This window comes from uncultured Sneathiella sp. (genome assembly GCF_963973085.1).
GTDB lineage: Bacteria > Pseudomonadota > Alphaproteobacteria > Sneathiellales > Sneathiellaceae > Sneathiella.
Genome location: NZ_CAXAXA010000002.1, coordinates 203,208 through 222,274, shown reverse-complemented (window position 1 = coordinate 222,274; position 19,067 = coordinate 203,208). Strand labels below are relative to the sequence as shown.

The 19,067-nt window shown below is 52.1% G+C and carries 17 protein-coding genes; 9 read left to right on the top strand and 8 right to left on the bottom strand.

Translation table 11 applies throughout. The annotated features are described in order from the left end of the window. Positions 1-16: 16 nt before the first annotated feature. Complete coding sequence (locus AACZ19_RS05170; RefSeq protein ID WP_339631799.1) at positions 17-889, top strand: LysR substrate-binding domain-containing protein; 873 nt, start codon at positions 17-19, stop codon at positions 887-889. A gap of 6 nt (positions 890-895) precedes the next feature. Here AACZ19_RS05170 and AACZ19_RS05165 read toward each other — a convergent pair whose 3' ends face one another. Together AACZ19_RS05165 and AACZ19_RS05160 are read right to left on the bottom strand one after the other, a co-directional pair. Then, entirely contained in the window at positions 896-1,756 is an 861-nt protein-coding gene (locus tag AACZ19_RS05165; protein WP_339631797.1) for an MBL fold metallo-hydrolase, read from the bottom strand. Positions 1,757-1,906: 150 nt separating this feature from the next. After that, positions 1,907-3,082, bottom strand: a complete 1,176-nt coding sequence (locus AACZ19_RS05160) for a M20 aminoacylase family protein (RefSeq protein WP_339631795.1) — start codon at positions 3,080-3,082, stop codon at positions 1,907-1,909. Between the two features lie 197 nt (positions 3,083-3,279). Here AACZ19_RS05160 and AACZ19_RS05155 point away from each other — a divergent pair, with 197 nt between their 5' ends. Further along, on the top strand, positions 3,280-4,770 hold the full coding sequence (locus tag AACZ19_RS05155) for an inorganic phosphate transporter (RefSeq protein ID WP_339631793.1): 1,491 nt from the start codon (positions 3,280-3,282) through the stop codon (positions 4,768-4,770). Between the two features lie 6 nt (positions 4,771-4,776). On the opposite strand, the gene AACZ19_RS05150 is transcribed toward AACZ19_RS05155, so the two are convergent. Then, positions 4,777-5,670, bottom strand: a complete 894-nt coding sequence (locus AACZ19_RS05150; RefSeq protein ID WP_339631791.1) for a LysR family transcriptional regulator — start codon at positions 5,668-5,670, stop codon at positions 4,777-4,779. 105 nt (positions 5,671-5,775) lie between these two features. On the opposite strand from AACZ19_RS05150, the gene AACZ19_RS05145 reads away from it, so the two are divergent. Beyond that, positions 5,776-6,237 carry a PaaI family thioesterase gene (locus tag AACZ19_RS05145; protein WP_339631789.1) on the top strand — a complete coding sequence of 154 codons (462 nt, stop codon included), beginning with the start codon at positions 5,776-5,778 and terminating at the stop codon, positions 6,235-6,237. Between the two features lie 17 nt (positions 6,238-6,254). On the opposite strand, the gene AACZ19_RS05140 is transcribed toward AACZ19_RS05145, so the two are convergent. Both AACZ19_RS05140 and AACZ19_RS05135 read right to left on the bottom strand, forming a co-directional pair. Beyond that, positions 6,255-6,947, bottom strand: coding sequence for an NnrU family protein (locus AACZ19_RS05140; protein WP_339631788.1), 693 nt, complete (start codon positions 6,945-6,947; stop codon positions 6,255-6,257). 123 nt (positions 6,948-7,070) lie between these two features. Then, positions 7,071-7,316: a hypothetical protein gene (locus tag AACZ19_RS05135; protein ID WP_339631787.1), complete on the bottom strand. Its 246-nt coding sequence runs from the start codon at positions 7,314-7,316 to the stop codon at positions 7,071-7,073. A 120-nt stretch (positions 7,317-7,436) separates the two neighbouring features. Between AACZ19_RS05135 and gpt the strand changes: the two genes are divergently transcribed. The 5 genes from gpt to AACZ19_RS05110 all read left to right on the top strand — a co-directional run bounded on the left by gpt (position 7,437) and on the right by AACZ19_RS05110 (position 13,806). Then, positions 7,437-7,937 carry a xanthine phosphoribosyltransferase gene (gene gpt / locus AACZ19_RS05130; RefSeq protein ID WP_339631786.1) on the top strand — a complete coding sequence of 167 codons (501 nt, stop codon included), beginning with the start codon at positions 7,437-7,439 and terminating at the stop codon, positions 7,935-7,937. 4 nt (positions 7,938-7,941) lie between these two features. Further along, positions 7,942-8,727, top strand: coding sequence for a 2-oxo-tetronate isomerase (gene otnI / locus AACZ19_RS05125; protein ID WP_339631784.1), 786 nt, complete (start codon positions 7,942-7,944; stop codon positions 8,725-8,727). Between the two features lie 109 nt (positions 8,728-8,836). Continuing rightward, positions 8,837-10,630, top strand: a complete 1,794-nt coding sequence (locus AACZ19_RS05120; RefSeq protein ID WP_339631782.1) for a chloride channel protein — start codon at positions 8,837-8,839, stop codon at positions 10,628-10,630. Positions 10,631-10,682: 52 nt separating this feature from the next. Beyond that, on the top strand, positions 10,683-12,962 hold the full coding sequence (locus AACZ19_RS05115) for a UvrD-helicase domain-containing protein (RefSeq protein ID WP_339631780.1): 2,280 nt from the start codon (positions 10,683-10,685) through the stop codon (positions 12,960-12,962). Further along, on the top strand, positions 12,946-13,806 hold the full coding sequence (locus tag AACZ19_RS05110; protein ID WP_339631778.1) for a 50S ribosomal protein L11 methyltransferase: 861 nt from the start codon (positions 12,946-12,948) through the stop codon (positions 13,804-13,806). The genes AACZ19_RS05115 and AACZ19_RS05110 overlap by 17 nt, the downstream gene beginning before the upstream one ends. A 73-nt stretch (positions 13,807-13,879) precedes the next feature. Here AACZ19_RS05110 and AACZ19_RS05105 read toward each other — a convergent pair whose 3' ends face one another. Both AACZ19_RS05105 and AACZ19_RS05100 read right to left on the bottom strand, forming a co-directional pair. After that, positions 13,880-14,404: a DUF1127 domain-containing protein gene (locus AACZ19_RS05105; protein WP_339631776.1), complete on the bottom strand. Its 525-nt coding sequence runs from the start codon at positions 14,402-14,404 to the stop codon at positions 13,880-13,882. A gap of 44 nt (positions 14,405-14,448) precedes the next feature. Then, a complete protein-coding gene (locus AACZ19_RS05100) occupies positions 14,449-14,730 on the bottom strand; it encodes a hypothetical protein (RefSeq protein ID WP_339631773.1) in 282 nt (93 codons plus the stop codon). A 209-nt stretch (positions 14,731-14,939) separates the two neighbouring features. On the opposite strand from AACZ19_RS05100, the gene AACZ19_RS05095 reads away from it, so the two are divergent. Further along, positions 14,940-16,943 carry an aminopeptidase P family protein gene (locus tag AACZ19_RS05095; RefSeq protein WP_339631771.1) on the top strand — a complete coding sequence of 668 codons (2,004 nt, stop codon included), beginning with the start codon at positions 14,940-14,942 and terminating at the stop codon, positions 16,941-16,943. A gap of 12 nt (positions 16,944-16,955) precedes the next feature. Here the strand turns inward: AACZ19_RS05095 and ligA are convergent, their stop codons facing one another. Further along, the gene (ligA, locus tag AACZ19_RS05090) at positions 16,956-19,064 is read right to left on the bottom strand and encodes an NAD-dependent DNA ligase LigA (RefSeq protein ID WP_339631769.1); all 2,109 of its coding nucleotides are present in this window, start codon (positions 19,062-19,064) and stop codon (positions 16,956-16,958) included. Between the last annotated feature and the right edge of the window lie 3 nt (positions 19,065-19,067).

Below are 19,067 nucleotides of genomic sequence, written 5' to 3'. Positions count from 1 at the left end.
AAGCCGGAAAGCGACAATGAACCATGTACAGTTAAAAGCGTTTCATGCTGTGGCAGAATCTGGGGGATTTTCTAATGCAGCAAAAATTTTGGGGCTTACCCAACCAGCGGTCACATTGCAGGTTCAGGCACTGGAGCAAAGCTACAACACGAAACTGTTTAAACGACGTGGCAGGAAGACCGAAATCACGGCTTCGGGAAAATTACTTCTCAATCTCTCCAAGAGAATCTTTAGTCTGGAAGACGAAGCACATACGCTCCTCTCCTCCCTTGGTTCACTGGAAGTCGGCCTTTTGAAAATCGTCGCAACATCATCCTTGCGATCGCTCTCTATTTTATCCGCCTTTCAAGCGCAGTACCCAGGCATCGATTTTTCCTTTACCACAGTCTCCACGGAGACGATCGACGAGGAAGTTCTGGACTTTCGGGCCGATATTGCCATTCATCATATCCCGACGGAAGACAAGAGGCTGTTTTGCCTTAAGATCGAGGAAGCTCCTCTAAAGCTGGCCGTCTCAAAAAAGCATCCCTGGTCAACGAAAAAGGTGATGAAACTTGATGAGATAACGGACCAAATGATCATATTTCCTTTTGACCTAGAGACCGCCCGTGAAATACGGGGACATTGGTCAAAACTCATTCGGTATGAGGAGGAGCAGATTTTAAGCCTGCAAAATAAGGAGATTGGTCGTGAAGCGGTAGCAAACGATCTAGGTATTGCTTTCTTTACGGAAAAAGACATTCATTGGGATAAACGCATTCACGCAATAGACATACGGGATAAACGCCTGAAGGAGGCGACATATATCACCTGCCTTGCCGAGGAGAGGAGTTCCCACCTTATCTCATCTTTCGTTGAAACGGCAACCCAGCTAAGCGAGTCAAGATAGAACCGGTTAAACCAACAGCGAAATATTATTTGGATATTTTTCTGTTTCGATCTCTACTGTCATACCTTCCCGGGCAACAAAAGCCCGCGGCCAGGCGCGAGCAGCATCTTTTGCAATCTGGTCCATGAAGGCGTCGTTATGGGAAGGGTCATGATGGAAGATTGCCAGTTGGCCGACGTCAGCAGCCTTGCATAAGCGTACCCCTTCCTGCCAGGTGGAATGACCCCATCCCTTGAACTTTGGATACTCTTCATCCGTATAGGTCGAGTCATAAATAACGAGGTCGGCGCCATCAATAAGGTTCAGGATGTCCTTATCCGGATGCCCGATGACATGCTCCGTGTCGGTAATATAGCAAATGGATTTGCCTTCATACTCTATTCGGTAGCCCGTGCCGCCGTCCGGATGCTTCATCGGAGCAGTACGGACGTAAATGCCGTCTCCGAGGGGGAAACTGTCTCCTGCCTTGAAGTCCTCAAACGTGAGGTCGGCCGCCAGCTCGGCGAACGGGACAGGGAAAGTTGGCTGACACATTTGCGAGGAAAGAACCTTCTTAATTCCCCCCAACTCACTTAAATGCCCCGCCATAACCTTGATATTCACATCATCTCGGTAAATCGGGCTGAAAAATGGGAACCCGTTGATATGGTCCCAGTGAGTATGGGACTGCAAGAAGAGGTAATCTTTCAGGCCTCGATTCATAAGGCATTCGCCCAGTAACCTTACCCCTGTTCCGGCATCAAGAATAATAATTCGGTTATTGATGACGACTTCAACGCAGGAGGTGTTCCCGCCATATTTCATATGATCAGCGGAAGGTGTCGCGATAGACCCTCGAACCCCCCAGAATTTCACATGCATACCCATTAAGTCGACATCACTCCTTACTTTTCGGAAGGATTAATGTAACTAATGTGATGTCACCAAACGATTAAAACCACCATGTTTATAGCCATTTTGTAACCTAGATCACGAAAATCTGGTCCAATCTGGCCCAAAAGTGACTTAAGAATGCCTCTAATTTGCTTCCTGAGTCAGAATCTGCTCGGTCAATTGCACCCAGTAATTCGCCCCAAGCGGCAGTATTTCGTCATTGAAATCATAATTCGGGTTGTGGATATGACAGCTTCCCTCACCAGCACCATTGGCGATCATGATATAACAGCCCGGACGCTCCCGCAGCATCCATGAGAAATCCTCTGCTCCCATCACCGGAGTAACGTCCTTGTTCACATTTGCGTCGCCCACCAGTTCAGCCGCTGCCGCGATAGCCAAATCCGTCTCGTCCGCAGTGTTGATCGTCGGGGCGTAACGCCGGTCATACTTAAATTCGACTTTTGCGCCATGTGCTTCCGCAATGCCGACAGCGAGCTGCCGCATCCGGTTCTCGATCATATCCTGGACATCCGGGTCGAATGCCCGTGTCGTCCCGCTCATGACCACTTCCTCCGGGATAACATTACCCGTGTGGCCGCCATGAATTTGGGCGACTGTCACGACTGCCGACTGAAGCGGGTCAACATTGCGACTGACAATACTCTGCCATGCCTGAATAATTTCTGCGGAAATGATAACAGGATCTGTTGTCTGGTGCGGAAAAGCGCCATGCCCGCCGACACCGATAACCCGCGCCTCGAAGAAATCCGCAGATGCCATGATGGGCCCCTTGCGCACGGCAAATGTTCCTGTGTCATGTCCGGGCATATTATGCATTCCATAAACACTGTCGACAGGGAACTTTTCAAACAGACCATCACTGATCATAACCCGCCCGCCAGCCACATTTTCCTCTGCTGGCTGAAAGATAAACCGGACCGTTCCATCAAAGTTTTTTGTCTCCGCCAGATGCTTAGCCGCGCCCAGCAGCATTACCGTATGGCCATCATGGCCACATCCATGCATTTTACCGTCAATCTGTGACCGATGCTCAAACTTGTTAAGTTCCTGAAGATCGAGGGCATCCATATCCGCCCGAAGTCCGATCGCCCGGTTGCCACTGCCATTCGTCAGCGTCCCGACGACACCCGTTTTGGCCAAGCCGCGATGCACCTCAATTCCAAAGCTTTCCAGTTTCTCTGCGACGAAATCAGATGTTTCATACTCCTCGAACGCCGTTTCAGGGTGCTTGTGGATACGATGACGCCATTCGGTCATCTCGTTATGCAGCTCTTTCAGTTCAGGAAGTATTTTCATCTTTTTGTCCTTTGAGGGAAAATCCGGCGCAGTTTTACAAGACACTATCACAAGCCGGCGGACAAATAAAAGTCAGGATTAGGGCGGTATATTCGGCCAGCGCGGAAACACCCTTTTATTCTGTCGCGGGGTGGACTAGAAATCATGACAGTTTTATGACAGTTAGGCCCCTACTTTAAAACAGGCTTGGTGACAATATGGTAAAGCAAACACTCGATAAAGATCTTGGTCGTATCGAGACAATTGGTACCGAGGCGATGCATGGCAGCGCCCGATACAAGGCGCTCGCTCTGGCGGTTCTGTTTTTGCTGATTGTCTGGGCCTTTTCCGCAAGTGTCACCGCCGCAGGGGAGCATTCCACCCTGATTATCATTGCGGCGATAATCGGCGGATATATGGCGCTTAATATCGGTGCCAACGATGTTGCCAACAACGTCGGGCCGGCAGTTGGCTCGCGGGCGCTGACTATGTTCGGCGCGCTAATAATTGCGGCTATATTCGAGGCAGCAGGCGCAATTCTTGCGGGCGGCGATGTCGTCAACACCATTCAAAAGGGCATTATAAATCCCGCCTCGATGCAAAATAGCGAAGTATTTATCTGGGCCATGATGTCGGCGCTGTTTGCTGCGGCGCTCTGGGTAAATATTGCAACCTGGGTGGGCGCCCCGGTCTCGACAACCCATGCTGTCGTCGGCGGCGTGATGGGAGCCGGTATTGCCGCAGCGGGCTTCAGTATCGTTGATTGGGGGACCATGAGCGCCATCGCCGCGAGCTGGGTCATTTCCCCCATCATGGGCGGAGCCATCGCTGCAATTTTCCTCGCTTTCATAAAATACAATGTCATTTACAAGGACGACAAGGTGTCTGCCTCCCGGCGCTGGGTTCCGTTACTTGTTGCGATTATGGCGGGCGTTTTCTCGGCATATCTTGTCACCAAGGGCCTCAAGCGTATCTGGAGACCTGATGCTGTTACCGTCTTCGCCATTTCCCTGGCGTTTTTTGCCGGCACCTACGCAATCGTCAAACCTGTCATTCACCGCGCCTCCGTCGGCATGGAAAACCGGAATAAATCCGTTCGCGCCCTGTTTACCATTCCGCTTATCTGTTCCGCCGCGCTTCTATCTTTTGCTCATGGCGCAAATGACGTCGCCAATGCTGTCGGCCCGCTTGCCGCAATCGTGGAAACTTCCACCTCTGGCGCAATCGATGCCAAGGTCGGCATTCCGCTCTGGGTCATGTTGATTGGGGCGGCAGGTTTAAGCGCGGGTCTCTTCCTGTTCGGACCCAAACTGATCAGAACTGTTGGTGAGCAAATCACCAAAATGAATCCGATGCGGGCATATTGCGTTGCCCTTTCGGCAGGTATTACCGTGTTGATCGCCTCAGCTCTCGGCCTGCCTGTGAGTTCAACCCATATTGCTGTCGGCGCCGTTTTTGGTGTCGGTTTTTTTCGTGAATGGGATACGGAGCGACGCGCACGAAAATTACGGGAAAGTTTACGAGATGAGAAAATTCATCCAGACAGCAACTTACCCGCGACAGAACTGGATCAATCCGAAAACCGTCCCAAAAAGCTGGTTCGACGCTCCCAGTTAATGACCATCGTGGCGGCCTGGGTGATTACTGTGCCTTCGGCGGCCCTGCTCAGCGCCGGTATCTTCCTGACTGTTTCCTATTTTGCCGAATAGAAATTCTCAGCCCTCGCCCAGAAACATCTTTCGATCACTCTGAAATTTATCATATAGAAAATCGAGCAGCGCGCGCATACGCTGCGCCTTGACAAGATCGCGATGGGTAAGCAGCCATATATCGATTTTCTGGCCGATTTCCTGAGGGAACAGTCTTATAAAACGACCATCGCGCGGCACGAGATAATGGGGGACCAGAAACAACCCGATTCCATGGGACACCGCCGCGATTTGCGCGGCGACGGTATTGCATCGAAATTTTATCTGAGCAGGAGTTGCAAGTTGCTCAAGAGCAGAACTTAGAACAAAATCACCTGGCCCCGACTGCCAGCCAACAAAATCATGATGGATGAGATCGGCCATGGTCTTTGGCATCCCCTTCTTCTCAAAATAGGCTTTGGCGCCATACAGGCCAAATCCGGCCTGCCCGACCTTTCGGCCCACAAGGTCTGAAACCCGCGGATTAGCAAGACGAAGGGCGATATCCGCTTCACGCCTGCGCAGATCAACAACAGAAATATTGAGCATCAGTTCAAACCGGATATTCGGATGGCGTTCCTGAAACTCGCTCAGTTTCGGGGTCAGCCAGTAGCTTCCAAATCCTTCCGTGGCGGAGACCCTTATCAAGCCAGAAAGCGATTTGTCCATACCGCGTATCTGTTGTTCTGCGCCAACAAGATCCGCCGACACTCTTTCTATCCTGGCGCGAATCTGCTGTCCCGCCGACGTCAAAAGGTAACCATGGGAAGCTCTCTCGAACAGGCGCGTTTCAACCCGTTTCTCAAGCTCGGCAATCTGCCTGCCAACGGTAGGCTGAGAGACAGACAGCTGCCGTGCAGCTGCGGAAAGGCTCCCCGTTTCGGCGACTGCCAGAAAATATCGATATAAATCCCAGGACATAATCATTCATATTTGAATAGAGTATATTCAAAATTAGCATATTTTCGTTTTAATAAAAATTCTTATCTTGCCCAATATAGCCCTCTCAAGACAAGGAACCAGACGATGAATGCACTGAGCAGGAAAAAAGAACTGGAAGAATCCCGCAAGGAGATGACGGGGCTTCAACAGATGCAGGCCTTTATCGATGGCGGAACCCCACCTCCGATCGCGCAGACCCTAGAGTTCGATCTTTTCGAAATTAGTTTTGGCAAAGCTGTCTTCACGGGCATCCCAAGTGAAAAGCATTTGAACCCGCTCGGCACCGTACATGGTGGTTACGCCGCAACACTGCTCGATTCCGCATTGGGATGTTCCATCCATACTGTGCTGGAGCCGGGGGAGAGATATACAACCGTCGATCTCAACATTAAATATTTGAGAGCCATGTTCCCAGGGATGGGCAAGGTGACCGTAACGGCGGAAGTCGTGCACAAGGGCCGAAAAATCGCGACTGCGGAAGGGCGTCTGGTCGGGGAAGACGGCAAAGTCTATGCCAGCGGGAATACGACCTGCGTCATCTATTGAGTTAGATGTCCAATCCATTAATTGGGTGCGGGCGAAACGCCAAAAACAAAGTTGTGAAAGTGGAAAAGTACAGCATAAAGAACAATGCCGAGCAATATCCGCCACCAGAGCGGTTTGATTGAGAGTGTCGCGCGGTCCTGCAGGATCGCCGCAAACGGAATGTTGGAAGTTCGCGCCTTATAACCAGCCCAGCTTTCCTCTAGCTGCCGCGCCTTCTTCGCATCGATGAGCGCGGTCCCCGCCAAGGCAAGCACTCCAAACGTGCCGAAAAAGATAACAGCCGAAACATTGCCGTTATTGACAACGTGAGTAATTGACCACAAGGCAAAACTCCACATCAATGGATGGCGAGTAATTGCGTTGAAACCTTCATAAGCGCTTTCGCGTTCAATCAGCTTGCCTGCGCCAACAGCTGTTGGATTCGGGCTCGTAATGCCGCCGACAAACAGGATTGACGCGATCAGCATCAACAGGATACCGAGGTAACGCCCTGTATTTCCAGCATTCCACAGCATATCTCCGACCGGTGCGTCGCGATAGGCAGTAACCAGCCAAATAATAATGACGAGAGAGAGAAAGCTAAAGCCGACGATATAGCCTTTTTCGCCAATCTTCGACACCAACCGCACGCGCAGAACGCTGGACGGAATAATATGAATTAAAAGAAAGGCCAGCGCCGCAACAATAAGTTCGCCCAAGGTCCCTGTCATGATCTTGCCTCACCTGTAGATTATCGGATGGGGCAAGCTTGCCACTATTGGAAGAATTTCAAAAGTGCCTTACAGCAGAAATCAGGACATATGCGAACACGATCACAAAATGTATCTCTGCAATCAATGTCGATCTGTATGCTTGTCAATGACCCGAAGCCCCTCCTCTGTCAGCTTGCAGACGAGCCAGTCAGGCTTGATCGGGTTCTCGAACCAGGTTTTCACCCACCCCTTTTTAAGGCAGCTTCTTATCACCGTTTTGTTGATCTGTTGTCCGTTTGGATCAAAAATCGGCAGCTTGCCCCCTGGCTGAAATCGTCCAAGCCGAAGATATTTGAGTTGGGCCGTGGTCGGGGTTTTTGATGCCATGAAGAAGCCTACCCTAAGTTCACCGTAGTTAAAAGTCACGGACGTCAATGATACGGAAATCGAAGCTTTTATTCTTTTTAAAGCCGGTTTAAAACAATTGACACAAAAAAGGGGGATGAGATGTCAATCGGTGCGGGCTATGTCAAATATTTTCCGGTATCCTGGGAGGAACTCCATCGCAATGGAAGGGCGCTTGCCTGGCGATTAATGGAAAAGGCTCCATTCAAAGGCGTCATCGCCGTCACCCGGGGCGGCATGGTCCCCGCCGCCATTGTCGCGCGAGAGCTCGATATCCGTCATATCGATACCGTCTGCATAGCGGCCTACCGCGATGATAAATCCGTTGGCGAAGTGAATTTGATAAAGGGTCTGGAACTGCCGGATGAGGGCGACGGCTGGGTGATCGTGGACGATCTGGTTGATAGCGGAATTACCGCGCGGCACGTCAGAAAAATGGTTCCCAAGGCCCATTTTGCGACAATTTATGCGAAGCCCAAAGGTCTGGACCAAGTCGATACCTTTATCACGGAAGTCAGTCAGGACACATGGATACTGTTCCCCTGGGATCAAGCTCCTTCTTTCGCTAAACCGATTGTCGAAGAAACCCGGAACGGGACCTAAATCCATGGCCCTCAAATTTGCCGCCAACTTGAGCTTTCTCTATCAGGAGCTGCCCTTCCTGGATCGTTTCGCGGCCGCTGCCCGTGATGGCTTTCAGGGAGTTGAGTACCTGTTTCCTTATGATTTCGATCCGGCGGAAATAAGAAACCACCTTGAGCGGAATAATCTTGAACAGGTCTTGTTCAATGTCCGGGCCGGCGATTTTGCAAAGGGGGAACGCGGTCTTGCGAGCCTGACCGGGCGGGAAGCAGAGTTTCAGGCGACGGTCAATCAAGCTATCGACTATGCGAATGCACTCGGCTGCAAGCGGCTGCATGTCATGGCCGGGATACGTGACAATACCATAACCCATGACACGCAACTTGCAGTCTACCGACATAATTTACGCATCGCCGCCACCGCTGCAGAAGCGGCCGGCATCATCATTCTGATCGAGCCTATCAACAACAAGGATATGCCAGGATATTTCCTTGAAAGCGTGAGCATGGCGGCGGCGCTCATTGAAGAAATCAACCATCCAGCAATACGCCTTCAATTTGATATATATCATGTGCAGAAAACCGATGGCGACATTATCAGACAATTCACGAAATTTGCCCCGCTCATCCGCCATATCCAGATTGCCAATCCGCCCAACCGGTCCGAACCAAACAACGGCGAGATTAATTATCCCTATATTTTCGATTTTCTGGAATCCGAAGGCTATGATGGCTGGATTGGATGTGAGTACACACCTTCGGCAGGAACGACAGAGACTCTCGGCTGGGCTCGGGAATATTTAGGCCGTTAGCGATAAAAAGCCTTGAAATTATTGAAACTTTAAAACATTCGCGATACATCTGGTGTTCAGGCAAATAATTTGCCCAATAAAAATAAATGGACTGGATGAATGACTGCCTATGGCCGTCTCTGAAAATTCCCGCACCGGGGAAAAAATTCTTAGCCCGATCCGCACCGCGACAAGTAGCACGCCGGTTAAACTGATAGTCTGCGCCATTGCCATTGGTCTGCTCGCCGGATATGGCGCAGTTGGATTTCGTATCGCAATTGCGGAAATACAACATCTGTTTTATGGCTTCAACAGCCACGATGTTGTTTCACAGGTAGCGGACCTTCCATGGTGGCATATTATGGGTGTGCCAGTAATTGCCGGACTGATCATCGGGCTTTTCTGGAAATTCATCCTGCCAGGGCAACGCGCGCAAGGGGTCGCCGATGTCATAGAAGCCGTGATTGTAAATCGCGGCAAGATGAAGCTCATTCCGGGACTGGGTGCCCTGTTTGTTAGTGCCCTTACACTGGGCGGCGGTGGCTCAAGCGGTCGCGAGGGACCAGTCGTTCATTTTTGCGCCCTGATTGCAAGCCAGCTCGGCCAGCGCATGCGCCTTCCCTCCAAATATTATCTGACCTTGATTGCCTGCGGTGTCTCATCCGGCGTAGCGGCCTCTTTTAACGCGCCCATTGCCGGGATGTTCTTCGCTCTCGAGGTGGTGGTCGGATCACTTGCGACGCAGGCCTTTGCGCCTATCGTGATTGCTTCTGTTATTGGAACCGTCATCAGCCGGATCTATATCGGTGATTTTCCGGCCTTTATTATTCCCCGATATGAGATCGTGACACTTTGGGAGTTTCCGGCAATTGCACTGTTGGGGGCTGTCGCGGCGCTTGTCTCCCTGATTTTCATCTGGAGCATCAAGTTTTCGGAAAAGACCATAGACAGATTTCATATTCCGGAGGTATTGCGCCCTGCCGCAGGCGGACTGGTTCTTGGCGGCATCGCCGTCTTCTTCCCTCATATCATCGGCGTCGGTTACGAAGCGACGGACAATGCCCTTAAAGGGAATTACCCGCTTTTGCTACTGTTAACGCTGATTGTGGTCAAGACGATTGCCGTGGGTATCACGTTCGGCTCCCGTTTTGGTGGCGGCTTTTTCTCGCCCGCTCTTTTCATCGGTGCCATGACAGGCGGCGCGTTTGGCCTGATCGCAGCGACGGCATTTCCTCAAATGGCGGCGAGTCACGGCCTCTACGCCATCATCGGGATGTCCGCGGTAGCGGCGTCCGTCCTCGGTGCGCCGATTTCCACAATCCTGATCGTCTTCGAACTGACAGGTGACTACAAGATTTCCATCGCAGTCATGGTCGCCGTCTCCGTAGCAACTCTGATTACCAAGCATCTATTCGGTCGCAGCATCTGGCAAACCCAGCTTTTGAATCGCAATGTTGACGTCAATGAAAGCCGCGCATTACGAGCGCTCAGCTTCCGCCAGGTGCGCGGCATCATGGATCGGGAATTCATTGAAGTCCCCAAACAGACGACGATGCAGGAGCTTCGCAAGATCATCAGCAATACAAACCATGACAAATTCGTCGTGGTCGAGCCGGAAACCCATGAATTTATCGGTCGTATAGATTACAGTGATATCAAGACCGGCCTTTTCGGGGATGAGCCAAGAGAAAACTTAACCGCACTCGATCTTGTTCATGAGAACAGCCCCGTCCTTTTCCCCGACACCAGCCTGAAATCCGCCGTTGAGATTATAGAAAAAGCCGGGATTGACCATATTCCGGTCATTAACAGGGCAGCTGAGAGGCGCCTGATTGGCATCCTTCATCATAAAGACTTGCTTCATGCCTATAACGCGGCCCTGCTCTCTGCACAGGACGACGCGCGCGATAAAGTTTTCCGGTAAATTCGACGATCCGCGGTAGCCTCCCGTCTGCGCTTGGTCTATATCTTGACCCATGGAAGACAGATTTGACATCGGCAGTTTCGAGGACGCAGGGGCACGCCCTGAAGACGGCAATTTTAAGTATCTCGACGGTTTGAACAGCGGCCAGAAGGCGGCCGTTGAGGCGCTGGACGGCCCGGTTCTGGTGCTTGCCGGAGCTGGCACCGGCAAAACCCGGGTGCTGATATCCCGCCTCGCCCATATTCTCAACTGCCGAGACGTTCGCCCCTGGGAGATTCTCGCCGTTACCTTCACAAACAAGGCCGCAAACGAGATGCAGGAGCGGACGGCAAATATTGTCGGCCCGCAAGCAATAGAGATCAAACTCGGCACCTTTCATGCCATTGGCGTCTGGCTTCTTCGCCGTCATGCGGAACTGATCGGCCTTGAACGAAATTTCAATATTCTTGATACGGATGACCAGCTTCGCCTGCTGAAACAGATCATGACCGATCAAGGCGTTGATCAGAAGAAATGGCCGCCCCGCGGCCTCGCCGCCGTCATAGACCGCTGGAAAGACAAAGGACTTCGGGCGGATCAGGTTCAGGGTCCGGAGAGCTCCGAATTCGCCCATGGGAAGGCCGCCGCGCTTTATGCCCTCTATCAGGAACGGCTGGCAGCACAGAATGCCTGCGACTTTGGCGACCTGCTGCTACATGTGCTGACGCTGTTTCAGAAAAACCCGGATATTCTCAACATTTACCAGAACCGGTTCAAATATATCCTCGTGGATGAATATCAGGATACAAACGTCGCACAGTATCTTCTGCTGCGATTGCTGGCACAAAGGCACAGAAATATCTGCTGCGTTGGCGATGATGATCAGTCGATTTATGGCTGGCGCGGGGCCGAGGTTGGCAACATCCTTAAATTCGAGGATGACTTCCCGGGCGCGAAGGTTATCCGGCTGGAGAGGAACTATCGCTCCACTTCCCATATTCTGGGTGCGGCGTCAGGACTAATCGCCCATAATGAGGGCCGTCTTGGCAAGACCCTTTTCACCGAAGGGAATGACGGAGACAAGGTCACCCTGAACGGTCTCTGGGACGGACAGAACGAGGCACGCTGGATCGCCGATGAAATCGAGAATCTGGAGCGCAAGGGCACAAGCCTTCAACAGATTGCCATTCTGGTTCGGGCCAGTTTCCAGACCCGTGATTTTGAAGAATGTTTTCTGAGCATGGGGATAAAATATCGCGTCATCGGAGGTCTGCGGTTTTATGAACGCCGGGAAATTCGCGATGTGCTGGCCTATTTACGCGTGATAAATCAACCGGATGATGATCTCGCCTTTGAGCGGATTTATAATCTCCCCAAACGCGGCTTGGGCGACAAAGCGCTGGAAAAATTGCGCGTTCTTGCTCGTGCGGAAAATCTGTCCCTGGCCCGCGCCGCCAGGATTGCGGTCGAGAAAAATATCTTCAAAGGGAAGCCCCAAGCGGCCCTGAAAGATCTGATGGATTGTTTTGATGACTGGCGCGCACAGAAAGACCTGATCCCGCCCGACGAACTGGTCGAGGCGGTTATGGAGGAAAGCGGATATTTCGACATGTGGCGGCAGGACAAATCACCGGAAGCCGAAGGTAAACGCGAAAACCTGAAAGAGCTCATCCCTGCAATTGCAGAGTATGAAAGCCTTGCGCAGTTTCTTGAGCATGTCTCGCTGGTGATGGAAAACAATGCGGACAATACGAGCGAAATGGTCAGCCTGATGACCCTGCATGCCGCCAAGGGGCTTGAATATGACGTTGTGTTCCTTCCCGGCTGGGAGGAAGGCCTGTTCCCGCATCAGCGAGCGCTTGATGAAAACGGCCTGAAAGCACTGGAGGAAGAACGGCGTCTGGCCTATGTCGGGATCACGCGCGCGAAGGAACGCTGCTATATCAGCCATGTCAGCAACCGCAGGATCCATGGGCAGTGGCAATCCTCGATCCCCAGCCGTTTTGTGGATGAACTTCCGCCTGATCACATTAGTGATCATTCCAATCAGGGAATTTATAGCACTACGCGCAAAAGCGAAGGATTTTCCCATACCAGCTGGCGGAACCCAGATAGTTCGCATTTAACTGAAATTCTGGAAAAACGGGCGAGCGCCAACCAAAGGCTTGTCGATAACAGCGCCAAGCCGGTTGTCGGCTCTTCCGGTGACGGAAAGTTTTCTGTGGGCAGTCGTATTTTCCATCAGAAGTTCGGCTATGGGAAAATTATACGCGTAGATGGCCCGAAGCTGGAGATCGCTTTTGAAAAGGCGGGAGTCAAGAAAGTGATGGAAAATTTTGTCCAAAGCACCTGATCCTGACTTTTGGCAGCTTACAGTTACCTTGCCCTTTGAACAAACTGACGCAATTTCAGATATTTTTGAAGAGGAGGCGCTCACCGTTTCGATGGAAGAAGCCGTCAGCGATGGCTCTCTTTGGCGTCTGGATATACTTTTTGCCGGCGAACCGGAAGCCTATCTGCTTGTTCAGCTACCCTCTGACCTTTCATTCGAACTTACACCACTTATACAAAAAGACTGGGTCAGCGAGAGCCAGAAGATGCTGCCGCCAGTTGATGCGGGCCGGTTCTATATCCATGGCTCCCACGACACGCCGCATCCTGCCGTTTCCCGCCATGACCTCGTGATCGATGCGGGCCGCGCATTCGGCACGGGACTTCACGAAACGACCTACGGATGCCTGCTGGCCCTGCATGATTTACGCAAAAGCAGGAAATTCACTAATGCGCTGGATCTCGGTTGCGGCTCAGGTGTTCTTGCCCTCGCTATTGCGAAGGCCTGGGGCAAGCCGGTTCTCGCCAGCGATATTGATCTCGCAGCGGTATCAGTAACACGCGACAACGCGAGAAAAAACCATCTGGCGCCGTTCATTACCGCGGTGCAAGCCGCCGGTATGCAGAGCCGGACATTACAGAAGTCAGCACCATATGACCTGATCGTTGCCAATATACTTGCATGGCCCTTGGTGAAAATGGCACCGAATATCAGCAATGCGCTTTCTGCAAGGGGCGTATTGGTGCTTTCCGGACTACTGAAAACGCAGGAAATAATGGTAAGCCGCGCGTATTTACAGCAAGGCCTGAGGCTGAAGCGAGGTTACAATATCGGTAGTTGGAGTGCCTTGGTACTTGGCCGATAGAATTTCGGCTAAAGAGTATGTCGGCCGATCCGCCTCACATTGGGGGAGGCAAAGGCGGATCGGCCGCTGACGATCAAACCGCTTTACGGTGATCGTTCGTATTGATTGGCTGCGCCAGATTGTCGTTGGCACGGTCCTTCTTGTTACCGTTGACGGCAACTTCAATTTCACCACGCGTCAGGCCAATGTCGGCCAGCTGACGTGAATCCATTGCCATCAAATGGACATAGGCAGCACGTGCTTTCTGGGCCTCAACAAACTTGTTCATCAGGTTCTGCCAGAAACCCGTTTTCTTCGTTGCTTCCATTTCTCTTTTTCCCTCAACAGCTTGGTCAATTTCTGACCGGGTAATACCAATGTCATTCAATTCGCGATCAGACATCGCATATAAAGCATTCTTAGCCGCCTCTAATTTCCGGTGTTGCCTATACTTGCCGACCGTACCCCGATACATTTTCTGAAGAGTATCGGCCAGGAATTCGCTTCTCAGTTCATGCGCTTTCCTGACATATTTCTCTGTATCGATAGCGATATTGTTTGCGTTAATCGGCTCTATCAAAGCCAATGCTTCCATTTCTTTCTTGCCATAGCTAATCATCTTACTACTCCATCAAAATTCTTTATCGCCCGCACGGACGGTTATCACTGGGTGAAACTCTTCGTCGTCGGATCTGGACAATTCTCGTTCGCGGCCCATCTTGCAAATCCAACACCATCATTCACTGCGATGCTGAGCGGACCTCGTGTCAGGTCAACGACGACATCTGTTTTTTCCTTGGCAAGGCGCATATGTTTTCGCATAGACTGCAAGAGCGCCGAAATTCTGAAATGCCGAATTCGCGATACAGTATTAAGCGATGTCCCGGTAACGGGCCCATAATGCAAATTCTGTGCGTTGCCAGCTTTCTCGATTTCTGCGTACATTTGACTTTCCTTACCTACGTCTCTGATGAGGAATATATTGCACTGCATTCATTAAATAACAATGACTTACATCACACTTTTGCCCGCTAAGATCGTAACGGTGCATTGCATAAATTGCATAGCTCACGTTGTACTTATGCGAAAAAGCGCCATATCCCACGGCAAAACCCCTGATTTTGAGGGGACACGCCAGACTTCAGGAAGTATCGATGGAAATCGCTGAGTTAAACCAGATCGTCGCCGGACTAACATCTGGCTCCGACAATAGTGAAACAATTCACCTGCTGCGGGCCGTCGCAGCCGCACCACGGCGGGCCGATGAGGATGCGCTCCTTCACCAGCTTTTTTCAAATCTTTCAAATACGGAATTAAAGAAATTACAAACAGTGAGGGATAATATGCGCGAGGAAATGAACGCGATGGTCCTCAATCCGGCGGCATCAAAAGACCGCCTGAAAAAATTGCGGGCGGAAATGGCACGGGAGAAAATTGATGGCTTCATTGTGCCTCTCAATGACGAGTTCCACGGTGAGGCCGCCCCAATTGCCGCCGAACGGCTGAAATGGCTGACAGGTTTCACGGGATCTGCTGGGGTCGCCGCCGTCCTGAAAGACCGGGCCGCGATCTTTGTTGATGGCCGCTACACGCTTCAGGTTCGCAATGAAGTGGATACAACGCTTTTCACTCCCCTCCATGTCAGCGAGGAACCGATGAGCGCCTGGTTGTCCGAGAACATGAAAGCCGGGGAAACGCTCGCAATCGATCCATGGCTGCATACTGAAAACAGTACGGCATCCTTGAAAAAACTTGTGACGGATACTGGGATCAATCTTAAATCCGTTCCGGAAAATCCTGTCGACAAGGTATGGGATGACCGTCCCCCAAAACCCCTTGCCCTGGTGGTGCCGCATGAAAAGCAATTCGCCGGCGAGGAGTCCGCAAGCAAACGTAACCGCATTGCTGTCGGAATGGCGGAAAGGAACGTTGATGCCGTCGTCCATACTCTGCCCGACGTCGTCGCCTGGCTTTTGAATATTCGCGGCGCCGATTTACCCTGTACGCCTTTCGCCCTTGGATTTGCGATTACCTATCAAGATGCGACGGTCGATCTTTTTATGGATGAGATAAAGTTCGCCCCGAACATGCGGGAGCATCTTGGCAATATGGTGCGTGTGAAATCACCAGCAGAATTTGAACTGGCATTGGCTCGCCTTAGCGGAAAACATGTGCAGATCGACCCAACGGTCACCAGTCAGTATATTGTCGATCAACTGACCGGCGCCGATGCTATCATCGTTCGCGCCGCGGACCCTTGCTTGTTGCCCAAAGCAATCAAGAACGAGACTGAAATCAATGGTACCCGTCAGGCGCATATTCGTGACGGCGCGGCGGTCGCAAAGTTCCTGCATTGGCTATCCGACAACGCCATGAGCGGAAATGTGGATGAACTGAAAGCGGAATCAAAGCTCAGGTCTTTTCGCGAAACCGGCCAGAATTTCCGTGATCTCAGTTTTAATACAATTTCAGGAGCCGGTTCCAACGGCGCGATTGTCCACTATCGCGCCAGCAAAGCCACCAGCCAACCGCTAACACCGGGCTCTCTTTATCTTGTTGATAGCGGCGCGCAATATCTGGACGGCACCACCGATATCACCCGTACTGTCGCCATCGGAACGCCGAACCCGGAGATGCAGCATCGGTTTACACTGGTCCTAAAAGGGCATATCGCCATTGCCACCGCACTTTTTCCGAAAGGCACGACGGGGAGCCAGCTTGACACGCTTGCGCGCGCGCCGCTCTGGGCAGCTGGCCTTGATTATGACCATGGTACAGGGCATGGCGTGGGCAGCTATCTTTCCGTTCATGAGGGACCGCAGCGGATTTCGAAGGCACCAAGCACGGTGGCTCTCGTCCCCGGAATGATTATTTCGAACGAGCCGGGATACTATAAAACGGATGCCTATGGCATACGGATAGAAAATCTCGTGACCGTCAGGGAAGTCACGCCTCCAGATGGGGCAGAACGGGAACTCTTCGGGTTCGAGACCCTGACCTTTGCGCCAATTGACAAGGCGCTAATTGATAAAAACCTGCTAAGCCCATCAGAATTGGAGTGGCTCAACAGCTATCACCTGCAGGTGCGTGAAAAATTAACACCACTTGTCGAAGGTAAGGTAGAGGCCTGGTTGCAGGAGGCGACGGCGCCCCTTTAGAAGGGAGCGCAATCAGTTGCTGATTAAATCAAGCCATTCCTGTTCGTTCAGAACAGTCACATCAAGCTCTTTGGCTTTCTTGAGCTTGGATCCCGCGTTGGCGCCTGCCACCAGATAATCCGTTTTGGCCGAGATCGAACCGCTCACCTTTGCGCCAAGGCCCTCGGCCTTTGCCTTCATTTCCTGACGGGTCATGAGCTCCAGCGTTCCGGTAAAGACAACCGTCTTTCCGGCAACGACGCTGTCCTGCGCCGGCGGATCGAAGTCCGTTACCGTTACCTCCGCAAGCAGGTCATCCAGCATTTTCTGATTACGTTCCTCGCGGAAAAACTCGGTGACAGCATCGGCAACCGCAGCCCCGATCCCGTCGATGTCGAGAAGCTCGGCATAGGCGTCGCCAGCATCATCCCCGGTATCGCTCAGGCTGGATCTGAGCTTATCGAAACTCAGGTAACTCCGGGCCAATAATCTCGCGTTCCCCTGCCCGATATGCCGGATACCGAGCGCATAGACGAAGCGGTCAAGCGGCACTTCGCGCTTGTCATCAATGGCGTCAAAAAGGTTGCGGGTCGCCTTTTCACCAAAACCCTCCCGGTTCTTGATCCGTTGCAGGTTACCCGGTTCCGCGTCCCTCTTTTCAAGAGTAAAGATATCTGCGGGGCTCCGGACCAACCCGTCCTGATAAAATGCCTCTATCAGCTTTGCCCCAAGCCCTTCAATATCGAGAGCATTGCGGGAGACAAAGTGCTTAAGCCTCTCAACTGCCTGAGCCCGGCAGATCAATCCACCTGTGCAACGGCGGATGGCATCCTCTTTACCCGTGGTCTCGTTGACCTCCTTAACCGCATGGCTGCCGCAAATGGGGCAGCGGGTCGGGAATTCATAGGGCGCGCTATCCTTGGGACGCTTCTCAAAATTGACTTCCACCACCTGCGGAATGACATCGCCGGCGCGCTGGACAACCACCGTGTCACCTTTGCGGACATCCTTCCGGACTATCTCGTCTTCGTTATGCAAGGTGGCGTTGGAAACGACGACGCCGCCAACGGTTACCGGATGAAGTCGGGCAACGGGAGTCAAGGCTCCGGTGCGACCGACTTGAATCTCAATATCCTCTATGATCGTTGTCGCCCGTTCCGCCGGGAATTTATGCGCGATGGCCCAGCGCGGACTACGGCTGACGAAACCAAGTCTTGATTGCCACTCAAGACGGTTAACCTTGAAGACAACGCCGTCGATATCATAATCGAGCTCCGCCCGAAGTTCCTCTATCTTGCGATACGCATCGATCGCCTCTTCCATATTAGAGCAGACCTCAGACAAAGGGTTCACCGAAAAGCCCCACTCCTTGAAAGTCGCCAGCACTTCCGCCTGAGTTTCCCCCGGCACGCTGGACGCCTCTCCCCAGGCATAGGCGAAAAAGCGCAGTTTACGCGAGGTAGTAATTGAATGGTCAAGTTGCCGCAAACTGCCTGCCGCCGCATTCCTGGGATTGGCAAAAATCTTGCCGCCGCTCTCCGCTTGTACCTTGTTCAACTCAAGGAAATCCGCCTTCGACATGTAGACCTCGCCACGCACTTCAAACAAATCCGGTGGTGACGTTTTCACATTTGCGAATTCATGAGGGAGGTCCGTGACACCGCGCAGGTTCCCCGTGATATCTTCGCCGACTTGTCCGTCACCACGGGTGGCTCCCTGAACAAACCTGCCTTTCTCATACCGCAGGCTCGCGGAAAGGCCATCGATCTTCGGTTCGGCAAAAAAGGCGACTTCCTCTGTCGGCCCCAGCCCAAGAAACCGCCGGATACGCCCTTCGAACTCACGAAGTTCATCGTTACTGAAGGCGTTGTCGAGAGACAACATGGACACCTTGTGCCTGACTTTGCCAAATCCTTTGGCGGGGGCGACGCCAAGGCTTTGAGACGGGCTATCGGCTGTCACCAGTTCGGGGAATTGAGCCTCCAGAGCAAGAAGCTGTTTTCTCAGTTCATCATATTCCGCGTCGGATATAACGGGAGCATCTTCCGTATAATAGGCGGCGTCATGTTCCTTGATGGTGTTGGTGAGCGTTTTATGAGCTTCCTTCGCTTCTTCGGATGTCATGTTTTGCAAGTCCGCCATTGA